Annotated in this window: 8 protein-coding genes; 1 reads left to right on the top strand and 7 read right to left on the bottom strand. The window is 77.3% G+C overall.

Translation table 11 applies throughout. From position 1 onward, the window contains the following. Window positions 1-108 precede the first annotated feature (108 nt). Together ACGFMM_RS02660 and ACGFMM_RS02655 are read right to left on the bottom strand one after the other, a co-directional pair. The gene (locus ACGFMM_RS02660; protein ID WP_393642406.1) at window positions 109-834 is read right to left on the bottom strand and encodes a vancomycin high temperature exclusion protein; all 726 of its coding nucleotides are present in this window, start codon (window positions 832-834) and stop codon (window positions 109-111) included. Between the two features lie 38 nt (window positions 835-872). After that, window positions 873-1,574: an aquaporin gene (locus ACGFMM_RS02655; RefSeq protein WP_393642405.1), complete on the bottom strand. Its 702-nt coding sequence runs from the start codon at window positions 1,572-1,574 to the stop codon at window positions 873-875. Between the two features lie 134 nt (window positions 1,575-1,708). On the opposite strand from ACGFMM_RS02655, the gene ACGFMM_RS02650 reads away from it, so the two are divergent. Then, window positions 1,709-2,491: a hypothetical protein gene (locus ACGFMM_RS02650; protein WP_393642403.1), complete on the top strand. Its 783-nt coding sequence runs from the start codon at window positions 1,709-1,711 to the stop codon at window positions 2,489-2,491. A 1-nt stretch (window position 2,492) separates the two neighbouring features. Here ACGFMM_RS02650 and ACGFMM_RS02645 read toward each other — a convergent pair whose 3' ends face one another. The 5 genes from ACGFMM_RS02645 to ACGFMM_RS02625 are packed head-to-tail and all read right to left on the bottom strand — an operon-like array spanning window position 2,493 to window position 14,754. Beyond that, window positions 2,493-4,241, bottom strand: coding sequence for a hypothetical protein (locus ACGFMM_RS02645; RefSeq protein WP_393642402.1), 1,749 nt, complete (start codon window positions 4,239-4,241; stop codon window positions 2,493-2,495). Beyond that, a complete protein-coding gene (locus ACGFMM_RS02640) occupies window positions 4,238-7,735 on the bottom strand; it encodes a DUF5682 family protein (protein ID WP_393642400.1) in 3,498 nt (1,165 codons plus the stop codon). The genes ACGFMM_RS02645 and ACGFMM_RS02640 overlap by 4 nt, the downstream gene beginning before the upstream one ends. After that, window positions 7,722-8,885 carry an AAA family ATPase gene (locus tag ACGFMM_RS02635; protein WP_393642398.1) on the bottom strand — a complete coding sequence of 388 codons (1,164 nt, stop codon included), beginning with the start codon at window positions 8,883-8,885 and terminating at the stop codon, window positions 7,722-7,724. Before ACGFMM_RS02635 ends, ACGFMM_RS02640 begins: the two co-directional genes overlap by 14 nt. Then, the gene (locus ACGFMM_RS02630) at window positions 8,882-13,843 is read right to left on the bottom strand and encodes a hypothetical protein (RefSeq protein WP_393642397.1); all 4,962 of its coding nucleotides are present in this window, start codon (window positions 13,841-13,843) and stop codon (window positions 8,882-8,884) included. Before ACGFMM_RS02630 ends, ACGFMM_RS02635 begins: the two co-directional genes overlap by 4 nt. After that, entirely contained in the window at window positions 13,840-14,754 is a 915-nt protein-coding gene (locus tag ACGFMM_RS02625; RefSeq protein WP_393642395.1) for a DUF4132 domain-containing protein, read from the bottom strand. Before ACGFMM_RS02625 ends, ACGFMM_RS02630 begins: the two co-directional genes overlap by 4 nt. Window positions 14,755-14,820 lie beyond the last annotated feature (66 nt).

Raw genomic sequence — 14,820 nt, 5'->3', positions numbered from 1 at the left:
TGTTACGGGCGACGACGCGGCGGATTACGGGCGGGGTGCGAGCTGCTCTGTCCGCGGGGGCGGGGGAGGTGAGGGCTTCGAGGGGCTGCGAGGGGCTGCGAGGGCGCCTCAGCCGGCGGTGGCGGAGGCCAGGGCCTCGGTCACGCCGGGCTCGCGGTCCCCGAGGAAGCGCGGGTCGGGCTCGAGGGCGGCGTCGAGGGCCGCCTTGCCGGCGGCGGCCAGCTCGCGGGCGCCGCCGTAGTACCAGGTCGCGTCGAGCGGCTCGGCGACGCCGACCCCGTACGCGTCGACGCCCGCGGCGTCGCAGAGGGCGACGGCTCGGCGGATGTGGAAGCCCTGGGTGACGAGGACGGCCCGGTCGACGCCGAAGATCTTCTTGGCGCGGACGCAGGAGTCCCAGGTGTCGAAGCCGGCGTAGTCGCTGACGATCCGGCCGTCGGGCACCCCGCGCGCGGTCAGATAGGTGCGCATGGCGTCGGGCTCGTCGTATTCGATCCGGCTGTTGTCGCCGGTCACCAGGACGACCTTGACCTTGCCGGAACGATACAGCTCGGCTGCGGTGTCGAGCCGGTGCGCGAGGTACGGGGTCGGCCGGCCCTTCCACAGGCCGGCGCCGAACACGACGGCGACCTCCCGGGCGGGCACGTCGGCCGTGGTGCGGAGCCGGCCGTCGGCGGTCAGGTGCATCCAGGTCGCCGGGGTGAGAGCGAGGACGGTGCCGAGCATGACGGCCTGCACGGCGCGCCGGCGGCCGCGCCGGGTGCGGGGGGCGCGCCCCAGGGCGGTGCGGAGCCGGTCCCGTACGCCTGACATGCGGTCCCGTACGCCTGACATGCGGAGTCCTCCCGGGGGGTTTGTGTCCGTTCACATGATCAGACGTCGATTCGGGCCGCTCGGTTCGTTTCGGGTCCGTACAGAGCCGTGGCGAGGACGACGCCGAGGAGGCCGCCGGCGAGCTGGGCGGCGACGAAGCCGGGGAGCGAGCCGGGGGCGATCCCGGTGAACGAGTCCGAGAGCGAACGGGCGACGGTGGCGGCGGGGTTCACGAAGGAGCCGGAGGAGGTGAACCAGATCGCCGCCGCGAGATAGCCGCCGACGGCCACCGGGACGAGCGCGGCGCGGTCGATCCGCTGCAGGCCGCGGATGAGCAGGACGAGGCCGGCGGTGGCGACGAGCTCGCCGAGGAGCAGGTGGTTCCCGGAGCGGACCTGGGTGGACCAGACGCCGGGGGCCCGGCCGTACATCGCCTCGGCGAGCAGCGCGCCGGCGACCGCCCCGGCGCACTGGGCGGCTATGTAGGCGGCGGCCTCGCGGGGGCGGGTGGTACGGCGGTTCGACCACCACTCGGAGAGGGTGACGACGGGGTTGAGGTGGGCCCCGGAGACCGGTCCGAACAGGGCGATGAGCAGGGCGAGTCCGATGGCCGAGGCGAGCGAGTTGGCCAGCAGCCGGACGCCCGCGTCGGGGCTGAGCGCGCCGGCCTGGAGGCCGGAGCCGATGACGACGGCGACCAGGGCCGCGGTGCCGACGAACTCGGTGCCGGCCCGGCGGGCCAGCGCGCGGGGTGTGGTCATGGAGGGTCCTTTCCGCGGGGGGAAACGGTGGGGTGTTGTCGCGATGCAGCCGCGATTTTGCCGTGATGCGGAAAAAGTATTCCACGACGTGAAAGGTGGGGAGGGAGGGTGAAGATCTGCCAGGATCGGCGACTGTGAATCGGACGACGAAGACGACGACGAAGACGACGAAGACGACGAACGAGATCGAGCGGGCCGTGCGGAACAACGCGCTCTGGTGCGAGGCGATGTGCCGGGCGCACGGCCGGCCGGGGGTCTTCGGCCCGCGGGCCTGGACCAACGCCCGCCGGACCCCGCTGTACTACCCGGACGCCGTCACGCTGACGGCGGACGCGACGGTCGGTGAGGTGCTGGCCGGGATCGACCGCGGCACGCCGTACGCCTCGGTGAAGGACAGCTACGCGACGCTGGACCTGGAGGCGGAGGGCTTCGTACCGCTGTTCTCGGCCGAGTGGATCCACCGCCCGGCGGAGCGGCCGGCGCCCGCGCCGACGGCCGCGGAGTGGACGGAGGTCCGTACGGCGGAGGGGCTCGCGGCCTGGGAGGCCGCCTGGCGCGGCGACGACGAGGACGCGGCCGGGCTGTTCCGCGCCGAACTGCTCGCCGACCCCACGACGACGGTGCTCGCGGGCCGCGACGCGGCCTCCGGCCGGGTGGTCGCGGGCGCGGTCCTGACCGAGGGCGCGGGCGTCGTGGGCGTCTCGAACCTGTTCGCGACGGACGCGACGGACGGGACGGACGCGACGGGCGAGGCGGGTGTGGCGGAGGCTTGGGCGGGTGCCCTCACGGCCGCCGCGGCGCGGTGGCCCGCGCTGCCGGTGGTCGGCTACGAGCACGGGGACGCACTGACGGCGGCCGTCGCCGCGGGATTCACGGCGACGGCGCCGCTGCGGGTCTGGCTCGCGCCGGCCGCCTGAGTCAGCCCGCCCAGGCGGCGGCCAGACAGGACCTGGTCGCCGCCGCGACGTACACGGCGGCCGTCAGCCACGCGCGGGCGTACGCGGTGGGGTCCGCCGGGACCATCCGGCCGAGGGCGTCGGGGCGGTGGTCGGCGGCCGTGTCGCGCAGCGCCCGGGCGCACTCCGCCCCGGTGCCGAGGCCCACGGCGCGCAGCCGCCGCGGCAGGTCCGCGTCGCCGGCCGCACCGACGGCCCGTCCGCCGGCCACCGCCCGCTCCACGGCCCGCCGCAGCAGCTCCAGTTCCAGGGGGAGGGCGGGTACGGGCGCGGACGGCGTGGCCGGGGGGTCCGCGTCGGCCGAATCGGCCGGATCGCCCGGATCGGCAGGGTCGGGCAGATCGGCGCGATGGATCCGGCGCAGTCCGAGGTCCGCGCGGAGCGGGGCGCCGGTGCGGTCGGTCCACTGCGCCGCGAGGGCGTGCACCCCGCCGGGCCGGCCGGGGACGACCCGGGCGATCAGACGTATACGCAGGCCCGGGTGGGCGGCGAGGAGCCGGAGGTTCTCCGCGTAGGGGAGTTCGGGGCGCTCGTCCGGGGCGTACAGGGCCACCGTCGGGCCGTCCGTCACCGCGAGGCCGGACGAGGTGAGCGTCCCGTCGAGGAACAGCAGCCCCTCGCCGGGGCCTTCGGTGTCCACGGAGGCGAACTGCTCGGCGGGCGGCCGCCTCCAGAGCGCAGCGGCGGGCTCCTCCGACCAGCCGGTCCCCTGCACGGAGACGGACCGTACGCCCGCGCCGCCGCCGACGCGGCCGTCGTGCGACACGGCCGGCGCGGTCATCAGCACCCCGCCCCCGTCCCCCAGCTCCCGCAGTGACAGGGCGCAGCCGCCGGGCACCGGCGCGGCCGCCGCCTGCGGGACGCGCTCCGGCCCGCCCGGCCGGACGTCCGCGAGCGTGTACGGCGTTCCGTCCGGGGCGAGCGCGTACGTGGCGACCCCCGCGTAGCCGGAGGCGGTGACCACGGGCTCGGTGAACAGGCCGGTCAGCCGCAGTTGCCCGGCCTGCCGGTACGCGCGGCGCGCCGTCCCGGCGGCGTCGGCCGGGCGCAGCGCCAGTGTGAACAGCTCGGCCAGGTCCGCCGCCAGCGCGTCCAGCCGGAACCCGGGGTCGTCCGCCCGCGCCTCGGCCACGCGCTGCGCGATCCGCAGCCCCACGGCGGCCGCCCGGTGCAGCCCGGCCACCCGCGCCCCGTGCGCGGCCCGCACCAGCTCGGCCCGCACCACGGCCCCGGTTCCGCCGACCCCGGCCGCCAACACCCGCTCCCCGACCTGCTGCAGGGCACCGAGGGCATGGAGCTGCGCGGGGGAGGGACCGGCGGGGATTCCTTGATCCGGTACGGGCGCGGTGGCGTCCTCCGGCAGGGCCGGCGGGGTGGGCGTCTCGGCCGGCTCCTCGGCGACGGCCGGCTCCTGGTCGGCAGCGAGTGGTGCTGCCGACAGGACGGCGGCGCGGTGGAGGCAGGCGGGGGCCAGGAGGCAGGTGCAGACGGCGGCGTCCGCCGTGGCCACGACGCCGTCCGTCGTCGTCAGGGTCACCGTCGTGTCCTCGGCCGCGAGCACCCGTACGCCCGGGCCGTCCGCCGCCGGCTCCACCGGCCAGGCCGCCGCCTTCGTCACCGTCGCGTCGACGCGCTTGCGCAGCCGCGCGGGCAGCAGGTCCAGCGCGGCCGCCGCGACCTCCGCGGCCACCGGGGGAAGGGCCGTCGTCATCGCCGTTCACCTCCGATCCGCTCGCCGACCCAGCGGGCCAGCTCCAAGGGGCTGAGCGCCGCCACCGGCATCCCCGCCGCCACCAACTGCCCGGCGACGCCCGCCGAGTACCGCGGCCGGCCCTCGTCGTCCAGCGAGGCGCAGCCGATCACATGGCAGCCGGCCTCCGCCAGCGCCCGGACCTCGCCGAGCAGCGGGGCCGTCGGACCGCCCTCCTCGAAGTCGCTGACCAGCACGACCAGCGTCCGCGACGGGACCGTCACCAGGCTCCGTGCGTGCCGCAGGCCCCGCGCGATGTTCGTGCCGCCGCCCACGCGCACCTCGAGCAGCAGGCCCAGCGGGTCCTCCACATGGCCCGACAGGTCCAGGACCTGGGTGGAGAACGCCACGAAGTGGGTGCTCAGCGTGGGCACTCCGGCCAGGACGGCGGCCGTCAGCGCCGACCAGACCGTCGACGCCTCCATCGACCCGGACACGTCCACCACCAGGACCAGCCGCCAGTCCGCCTCCCGCCGGGCGCGGGTCCGGAACACCGGCCGCTCCGGTACGACCGTCACCGCGCCGGTCTCCACGTCGCGCCGCGCGGTCGCCAGGTTGGCCCGCAGCGTGCGCGGCAGGTCCAGCGGGCCGCCGGGGCGACGGGTGGGCCGCGGGTGCGTGAGCCCGGTCAGCGCGGGGCGCAGCCGCCGGGCCAGTACGTCGGTCAACTCCCGTACGAGACGGGCGACGAGCGGCCGCAGCCGCGCCAGCCGGTCCTCGGGGAGCCCGCCCGCGTACGACAGCACCGTGCGCAGCAGCTCGACGGAGGGGCGCGCGGCCCCGGGGTCGAGCTCCAGGGCCGCGTCGAGGCGGCCGGCCTGCGCGGCCGCCGCGAGCACCTCCTCCCGGACGCCCGGCCCGAACAGCGCGGCCAGCTCCTGCGACCAGGCCCGCACGTCCGGGTACGAGGCCTCGTCGCCGCCGCCCGGGCCGTACTCCTCGCTGCGCGCGCCCTCGCCGCGGCCGCCGCCGTACAGCTCGTCGAGCACGGTCGCCACGCGGCCGGCCCGGCCGGTCAGCCCCTGACCCCGGCCGAGCAGCAGCCGCCATCGCTCCCCGGGACTCAGCGCCGCGTCGTGCTGCCCGGCCTGCGGGGCCGCCGCGGCCGGCCGGGCCGTGGTGCGCTTCGGGTCGGGCGGGACCCTCACCGCCTCGGTGGCCACCGACTCCGTCGGGACCTCCGCCGGGATCTCCAACCCCAGTGCCCCCAGCGCCTCCCGGCCCGCCAGGTCGGCGGCCGCAAGCCGGGCCAGGGCCTCCGGGTCGCCCTGCAGCGTGCCCGCCGCCACGCCCGTGCGGTCCTCCACCACCGCCAGGAGGCGGGAGCGGGCGGCGGGGGAGAGGGTGTCGAAGCCGGCGCGCAGGGCCGGGAGGCGGGTCAGGAAGTCACGGTCGGAGAGGGACTCCACCCGCTCAAGGAGCGGGTCCAGCGGGCCGGACGTCTCCAGCAGCGGGCCCGCCGCCAGCAGCACGCCGCTCAGGAACCCGGCCAGGTCCGTGCGGAGTCCGGGCGTCGTCGCGCCGTCCACGCGGGACGCCAGCCGCGTGCCGAACGCCGCCGCGTCCCGCTGCCCGAGCAGCACCCGCGCCGCGCCCGCCGCGCCCTGGACTAGCGGGGCGCCGTCGGCGTCCAGGCGGGCCAGCGCGTCGGCCAGCCGCAGCCCGCCGCGGTCCGCGTCCGTGCGGCAGGCCAGCGCCACCAGCGCCCGCGCGTCGTCCGGATCCGTGGAACCCGCCAGGCCGTCCAGCGCCCGGACGCCCGCCGCGCCCAGCGCCTCGTACGCCGTGTCCAGCTCCGCCTTCGCCCAGCCGGACGGGACGCCCGGCACATGGCCGGCCCGCAGACCGTCCACCAGGGCGAGGCCGTCGAGGAGTTCGGGCAGCGTTCCCGTCGCGGGCAGGACCGTCGCCACCAGCGCCAGCCACTGTTCCGCCGTGTCCGTGAGCCCGCAGCCCGCCGCGTCCCGCAGGGCCTCCAGCGCCTGCGCGGCCGTCGTGCCGCCCGCCCGTTCCTGCGCGGCGCGGCGCCGGCGCAGCACACCCTGCGCGGCCTGCTCCAGGGTGACCCCGTGCAGCCCCGCCAGGTCGAGGGACGCAGCCGTCGCCGGGGTCCAGGCCGCCGTCCACCGCGTCGTCAGCGCCTCCGCGCCGCCCACGCCCGCGACCTCGCCCTGCTCCGCGTACGTCACCCGGCACACCGCGAGCCGCCGCAGGGCCAGTTCGCGGCGCAGGTCCGGCTCGCTGCGGTGCGGGTCGAGCCGGAGCTCGCGGCGGTCCGGGGCGCCGGGGCGGGGCAGCGACAGCTCGGCCAGCAGCGCCTCCACGGCCGGGCCGAGCCCGGACCGCGGGGTGCCCGGCGCGAGCACGCCCTGCCGGTCGCCGACCAGCGTCCGCTCCATCGCGGCCGCCACGACCCGGCCGCGGCCCATCAGCCGGCCCTGGGTGAGCACCGACTGCGCCGCCTCCGCCAGCTCGGCGCGCCCGGCGGCCGGGCGTCCCCGCAGGGCCGCCAGGTCGCGTGCCATCCGCACGACCTCGCGGGCGTCGGCGGGCCCGGCGGGATGACCGGCCTCCCGCACGGCCGCGCAGATCCGCACCGCCGTGCCGACCAACAGCTCGTCCAGCGCCGCGGGTTCGCCCCCGGCGAGATACACCCCGTGCTGCCACTCCGGGTCCCGGATCCCCGCCGGATAGCCGGACCGCTCGTCCAGCAACCGGTACTCGTACGGCACCAGAGACGTCACGACCTCCGTGCCGCCCGGCTCACCGCCGGTGCGCGGCTCCACGTCGGCGCTGTCCGCCCCCGCCGCCAGCGCCGGCGCGTGGAACGCGCCGATCACCGCCGCCGTGCGCCGGCCGCCGTACCCGGCCAGACGGTCGCGCATATGGGCCTCGCGGCGCAGGTCCAGCTCGGGCACCGCCGGCGTGTCCGTGCGCAACGCCCAGCCCACCGCCAGCGCCGCGCGGCGCAGGGTCTGAGGGGGCGCGCCGGGCGCGGCGGACTCGACCAGGTGGTCCCAGAGGTCCTCGCGCCCGCCGGCCCGCGCCCTCAGGGCCTCGGCCAGGCCCAGTCGGCGGCCGTCCGTGCCGCGCTCCCCGGTCCGCGCGGCCAGCGGGAGGTCGAAGGGGACCACCTCCACACCCGCCTCCCGCGCCCAGCGGATCGCCGCCAGCTCCGGGGAGAACTCCGCGAACGGCAGGAACACCAGCCCGCCGTCCGCCCCGTTCCCCGCAAGGGCCACCGGCGGCACCGTCCCCGGGGACGCCAGATACGGGAGCCACGGCGCGAACTCCTCCGGCAGCTCCACCAGCAGGACCTCCGGCGCGGCCGCCGCCAGCAGCGCCGGCATCGCCGCGGCCAGCGCGGGGGAGTGGTGCCGTACGCCGATCAGGTACGGCTCACGGCAGCCCGCCAGCCGGTCGACGGCCGCCCCGGGGAGTTCAGGCGAGTTCATCGCGCAGGTCCCACAGCGTGCGCCACAGCGCCGCGCCGCTCTCGGCGCGCCGGCGGACCGGGCCGTCCCAGTAGCCGAGCAGGCGGGCGTGGTCCGCCGGGTCGTCCTTGTGGACGGTGCCGAGCAGATGGCCCGGCAGCGTGCGCAGCACGTCCCGGCCGTCGCCCAGGTACGCCGTGCTCAGGCCCATCGACGCGGCCACCTGCACCGCCTCCGCCGTCGACATCACCGTCGACGGCCGCTCGACGTCCCAGCCCTCCGCGCTCCGCCCGGTCCGCAGGTCCCGGAACGCGGTCACCAGCGCCTCCAGGACCGCCTCGTCCACCGCGAACTCCGCCCCGCCCCGGGCCAGCGCCGCCGTCGCCTGCCGGCGCACCAGCGCGGTCTCCTCGGCCAGGTCCCCGATGGGGCCCACCGTCTCGAAGTTGAAGCGCCGCTTCAGGGCGGCGGACATCTCCGAGACGCCCCGGTCCCGCAGGTTCGCCGTGGCGATCAGGGTGAAACCGGGGGACGCGTGGACCGTGCCGTCCCCCGACCCGTCCCCGTCCCCCGACCCGTCCCCGCCGGCCAGCTCCGGCACCGCCAGGCGGCGCTCCGACAGCAGCGACACCAGGGCGTCCTGGACCTCCGGCAGACACCGGGTGATCTCCTCGACCCGGGCCACCGCGCCCCGCGTCATCGCCGTCAGCACCGGCGACGGCACCAGCGCCTCCCGGCTCGGTCCCTTGGCGAGCAGCATCGCGTAGTTCCAGCCGTAGCGGAGCTGGTCCTCCGTCGTTCCGGCCGTGCCCTGCACGGTGAGCGTGCTGCTGCCGCAGACCGCCGCCGCCAGCAGCTCCGACAGCATCGACTTGGCCGTGCCGGGCTCGCCCACGAGCAGCAGCCCGCGCTCCCCGGCCAGCGTCACCACACAGCGCTCCACCAGCGACCGCTCGCCGACGAACTTCCGGGTCACCGCCATCCGCCGGCCGTCGGGGGCGGCCAGCTCCTCGTCGCCCGAGCCGCAGACGAACAGCACCACCGCGCGCGGCGTCAGCCGCCACGCCGGCGGCCGCGGCCCGTCGTCGTACGCGGCGAGGAACTCCAGCTCCGCCGCGTACCGGTCCTCGGCCAGCGCCACCTGCCGCGCGCCCCCGCCGTACTCGCTCATCGCCTGCCTCCCCGGCCCTCGAACTCCACGTAACCCGGCACGTCGCCGTCCACGATCCGCTGCCACGCCGCCGCGAACTGCGCCGCCACCGGCCGGTCCGGCACGACGAACGCGTACCCCTCGCGCGGCAGCAGCGGCAGCTTCCAGGTCTCCATCGGCAGCTGCGGGGACTTCGCCTCCTGCCAGCCGCCGGGCAGGAAGAGCGACCGGCCCGCACGGGCCCGCTTCGCCTCCACCACCAGCTCGGTCGCGGCCAGTTCGGTGCGCGCCTTCTTCAGCCGGGCCGGCTTCCAGCCGGTCCATTCGGCCTGCTTGCGGTCCGTCGGGTCGGGCAGCGCAAGGAGCATCAGGTACAGCGCCGCCGCGTCCTGCGACAGGCCGAACCGGGCCGCGGCCTCCGCGACCAGCTCCGGCACGCTGTGCACCGGATGCTGCGCCGCGCCGGCCGGGCCGTCGGCCGTCACCAGCGCCTCGAACTCCGCGGAGAACAGGGCCTTCAGCGCCTCCAGCCGGCCCAGGGACCGGCAGGTGGCCTCCAGGAGCTTCATCGTCGGGTGGAGGGCCAGGTCGCCGCCGCTGAGCGCGGCCGGGCGCACCCAGACCTCCTCGGCCGCCGCGTGGTACTGCATCGGGCACAGCACCAGCCCGTCGGCGATCTCGATCACGCCGTCCGCGTCCGTGCCGCCCTGCGCGGGCAGCCCGCAATGCTCCCGCAGCCGCGCCGCGGCCGAGCTGCCGTCGGGGGCCCAGTCGAGCTGGAGGTCAAGGAGCAGCCCGGGGTCGGACAGCCGCTCCCGCAGCATCCTCAGCGTCACCGGCAGCACCGCGCGCAGCGGGTCGCCGAACGGCAGCCGGTACGCCAGCCAGGTCAGCGCCTTCACGTACGTGTACAGCTGGATGCCGGTGAACAGCTTCGCCGGCTCGGCCGGCTGCAGCCGCTGCTCCACCATGCGCTGCGTCGTCCGGCCGGTCAGCTCCGGCTGGGCCTCCGGGTTGACCGCGATCTCGGCCATCCGGCTCGGGGCCAGCTCCGCGTTCGCCCGCGCCATCAGCTCCGGCGGCGGCACCCGGCGCAGGCCGCGTACCGCGACCCAGTGCGCCACGGCCGCCGTCACGTCGAAACCGCGCTCCCACACGGCCGCCGCGTCCTCGGCCGCGAGCGGCAGCAACAGGCCCGCGTACGCGCGCCGTTCGGCTACCGGCAGCTCCTTCACGAGCTCCCGCGCGGCCTCCGCCTCGGCGACCTTCGCGCCCATCGTCGCCAGGATCTCGGCGGGCAGCAGCCCCTCGCGGCCCCAGCCGACCAGACCCGGCAGCCCGAGCAGCACCAGCGCCGCGCCCGGCTGCGACACGCCCGCGGCCTCGGCGAACTCCGCGGTCCGCTCCGGCCGGTACGGCGCCGGCCCGCGCTCCTTCAGCAGCCGCAGCGTCTCGCGCAGCGCCGGGGCGCGCAGCGGGTCGTCCGGCGCGCCGAGCACCTGCGACTCCGTCTCGACGAAGCCCTCCCAGGCCCCGAAGCGGCGCTCCGGGTCGTACTCGACGCCGGTCCACCACGCGTAGCCGTCGTCGAGGCGGCAGCGCCCGATGAGCAGCAGCGCCCGCCGGCCGTCCCGGTGCACCTCGCCCAGATGCTCCTGGCCGCCGGTGGCGTTCCCGTCGTCCCAGGGCGAGCGCAGTTCGACGATCCGCAGCCGGCCGCGCGGGTCGGCCAGGACGGCGTCGCCGTCCGCCGCCACGTCCAGCAGCGCGCCCGCGAACTCGGCCAACGCGTCCCGGTCCTGTTGCCCGGTCAGCGGCGACAGGGCCCGCACCACCACGCTCGCGACGCCGACGCCGACGAACGACTGCCAGGGCACACGGGTCTCACGGACCGCCCGGTCCGGGTCGGAGGAGGACGCCGGAGGCGCCGATGACGCCGCCTCTTCCGCTCCCTCGTCCGTGGCCAGGACCTCCGCGAGCCGGCGCACGTTCGCCACCGTGGCGTCCGCGTCCGGGCCGTGCGGCAGCCAGGCGTTCCCGTACAGGCCGTCGTCCAGACCGGTGAGCGCCGACATCAGCCGCCCGTCCAGGGCATGCAGGGTCCGCGCCCGGACCACCTGCTTCGCCTTCCCCGGCTCGCGGCCCTCTGCCGCCCGCTCGGCCAGCTTCGCCAGCCGCTCCGCGCACTTCGCCGCGAACTCCACGATCCCGGCCACGCCCGCGACCAGGCCCGGGTGCGTCAGCTCCGGCAGCACCCGCGCCACGGCGTCGCCCGGCGCTGCGCCGTCCGCGACCGCGTCGAGCAGCGCCCGCGCGTCCGCCGCGGTGACCGCGCGCAGCCGCGCCGAGCCGGCCTCGTCCCGGGGCCGCAGCGCGTGCCAGTACGCCAGCGGCGGCACCAGTGCCGTGCCCGCCGCGTAGCGTCCGCCCCGGTCGCCCAGGTCGTGCTTGGACAGCCGCACGCCGTCCGCGTCGTACAGCTCGACGTACCGGTCGAACCGCGCCGACTCGCGCGGGTGCAGCACCGCGCCGCCGGGCAGCCGCAGCGGCGGCAGCGGGACGCCCAGCGTCTGGTACGGCGACACCGCCCCGGGGTCCGCCGGCACCGCGGGGCCGGTCGTGCCGTCCACCGAACAGGCCTTCATCGTCCCGGACTTCGGGTCCAGGCGGACCCACCAGCCGAGCAGTCCGTCCTTGCTGCCGAACGGCGAGGACTCCGTGCCCGGCGCCGCCGGCAGCAGCCGGCAGGCCCGCGACACCAGCCGCTGCCCGGCCGCGCCCTCCAGGGCCGCGTCGAAGAAGCCGGGCGCGGCCGCCCGGCCGCGGCGCGCGGCGGCCGGGTCGTACTCCCACCACCGGTCCTCGTGCAGCACCCACACCGAGATGCCGTCCGAGGCCGTCGCGCGGTGCTCGGCCGCGAACGAGGTGTCCCCGGGACGCACCGGCCGGCCGCCGAAGCAGCGGCTGCCGTCCGGCAGCGCCAGCGACGGAAGGTGCGCGTGGTCCCAGGTGTCGCGCAGGTCCCCGGTCGGCTTGAACACGTCCGCGGGCCGGCCCGACCACACCGCGCGGCGGGCGTCGCCGTGACCGGAGGCGACCAGCCACTGGCCGGCGACATGACGGACCGTCGGCTCGTCCCACCGGTTCTGCTGCTTCGCCGGCAGGGACAGCGTGCGCCGCTCCAGCACCTCCTCCGGGCCGACGAGCACCACCTCCATGCCGAGCCGGACCGTCAGCGCCGGGTAGGCGTCCGCGAGCCGGTACCAGAGCTCGCCGTGGCCGCGCCGCCCGCCGGGGGCCTTGGGGTCGACCTCGCCCAGGGACGCCAGCCCCTTCTCCAGGGCCGGCCAGCCCAGCTCGTCGAGGACGCCCGCGCGCAGCGTGCGCTCGAGCGCCGTCGCCGGCGAGTACGCCGTGATCCGGTCCACCGCTTCCGGGGCCGCGGCCAGCACCGCCGGCGAGGAGAACCGCGAGAGCCGGGTCAACTGCTCGTTCAGCTCCGGCAGTCCGACCGGCCGCTCCAGGTCGTCCGCCCGGTCGGCCACCCAGCCCGCGAGCACGAGGCGCAGCGCCGGATGCTCCACGACCTCCAGGAGCCGGGCCGAGCCGCCGTTCGAACCGGCCACGTTCTCGACCGCGGCCCGCAGCTGCGGCGCGAACCGCTCGTCGGCGGCGAGCGCCGCCAGGTCCCGGCGGCCCGGCCGCTCGTCGCGCATCCAGGACTCCAGGCCGAACCGCGCGGAGTCGCCCTCAGGCGCGGCGACCGGCACGCCCAGCGCCAGACACAGGTCCAGCACGTCGATGTCGACCCCGCTCCGCCGGCCCCGCCCGGAGAGCAGCCGCACCGGCGTCCCGTCCGCGATCAGCCGCGCCGCCAGCCGCTCCACCAGAGTCAGTTCGGCCTCGATCCGGCCGCCGCGGCCGCCCCAGCCGCGCCGCCGGTGCTCCGTCCAGGCGGCCAGCCACTCGGCGGCCGGGACCGTGCCGTCCAGGAGCAGCTCCGTCGCCCCGCAGGCGTCGAGCAGCTCCAGCCAGGAGGTGTCGAACCCCTCCGTGTCGTCCCCGGCCACGGCCGGCAGCAGCGTCACGAGCCGGCGGCGCACCGCCGGATCCCCGGCCGCGAGGTCCCGCAGCGCGGGCAGCGCCGACTTCCAGAAACCGGGCGCCGCACGGTTCATCGCCCCGGTGGGCAGGATCCCGGCGAGCAGCGCGCACTCCTCGGCGCGCGCGTCCAGCCGCGCCGCCTTCGCGAGCCGCCGCAGGTCCTCCAGCATCCCCGCGTACGGGGCGAGGCCCGCCGCGCAGCGCTCCAGGGACAGCGTGCGGAAGTTCTCGTACGCCTCGGGCGCCGGCAGCCGGGCCGCCAGGGTCTTGGCGTGGTCCCGCAGCGACTTCGCGGTCAGCGCGCCCGCCCCGGCGAACTCCAGGAACACCTCGCGGACCCGCTCCTCGTCCACGGCGAGGGCGTGCCGCTGCTCGGCGGCGCGGGCCTTGCCGAAGAACACCGCGGCCTGCTGCTTCGCGTCGGCCGCCAGGTACAGCCGGGCGACCTGCTCGAAGTACGTGGGCAGGAACTGCGGCACCGAGCGGTCCAGGCGGACGCCGAGCTCCTCGAAGCCCTCCTTCGCGAGCCCCGGCTTCGTCGCGACCAGCCGGGCGAGCCGCTCCATCTCCTTCACCACGGCCAGCGCGTGGTGCCCGTTCGCCGGGTCGTGGACCAGAGCCCACGCCGGGAAGCCGAGCGACTGCCGGCGCACCCGGCCCACCGGCTCCGCCGCGTCCCCGGCCGTGAAGCCCAGGTACTCCAGCGCCAGGTCCTCCGCCGCAGCGATCGTCTCCGGCACCAGCCGCACCACCGGCCGGTCCTCCAGCGCGGGATGCGCGTACGCGCGCGCGGTCAGCACGTCCGTACCGTCCCCGCCGGCGCCCGCCGGCAGCACCGCCCCCGCCTGCAGCAGTCCTTCGTCCCGCACGCTCATCGCGCGTCCCCCTCCTCGTCCACGACCCGGCCCGCGTACACCAGCGCGGCCATCCGCTCGCCCTCCGACCAGGCGACCGGCCCCACCTCGGCCGGCGGCAGCCGCCGCCCCGCCCGGTCCCGCCACTCCAGGGAGCCCGTCCAGGTCTCCGCGTCCGGGTAGTCCTCACCGAGCCAGTACGCCGCCTCCAGGGCGCGGCCGTCCTCCACCAGCGGACACACCGCGTGACCGCCGCGGACCCGGTAGCCGAACGAGGTCGCCCGCGCCGTGGCGTGCCGCAACTGCTCGAACCTGCCGCCCGCGTACGCCTCCACGGCGTCCCCCGCAGCGGCGTCCCCCGCGGCGGCCTCGCCGTCCCGCGCCCCGGGCCGCCGCCACACCTCGCGGAACAGCTGCTGCGCTCCCTGCTCCACACCGAGCTCGGCCGCGAACTCCCGCAGCTCGTCCAGCTCGTCGAGGAGCACCGGATGCGGTATCAGCACCGACTCCACGCCCTGCGCCGCGCCCAGCCGCACCGAGTCGCCGTCGAGGTCCACCACACCGAGCCCCCGCTCCGGGTCGGCGTCCCGCAGGAACCCGGCCCGGGCCACGTCCGCCGCGCCGTCCGCGCCCACCGGCGCGACCACCAGGTCCGTCAGCGCGGCCCGCCACGCCGGGTCCGGCCACACCCGGGCCAGCAGGGCCACCGGCACCGGCAGGGAGCGCACCAGCCACGCGTCGACCTGCTCGCGGCACTCCCGCTCGTGCCGCTCCAGCCACTCGGCGAGCTGCCGCAGCCGTACGACCTCCGGGTCGTCCTTCAACTTCGCCGGCACCTGCTTGAGCGTGCGCCCCTGCGCGTTCCGGCAGAGCACCCGCGTGCCCTCCAGCGTCACGGCGTAGCCGCCGCTCCCCGTCTCGATCCAGCCCATGGCGAGACCGCCTCCCCGACCTTCCGGTTCCGATGGCGATCACAGTAGGTGACCGGACTGACAGCG

The organism is Streptomyces sp. NPDC048604, from assembly GCF_043199435.1.
In the GTDB taxonomy this organism is placed as follows: Bacteria; Actinomycetota; Actinomycetes; order Streptomycetales; family Streptomycetaceae; genus Streptomyces.
This window is presented reverse-complemented; position numbering and strand designations above follow the sequence as displayed.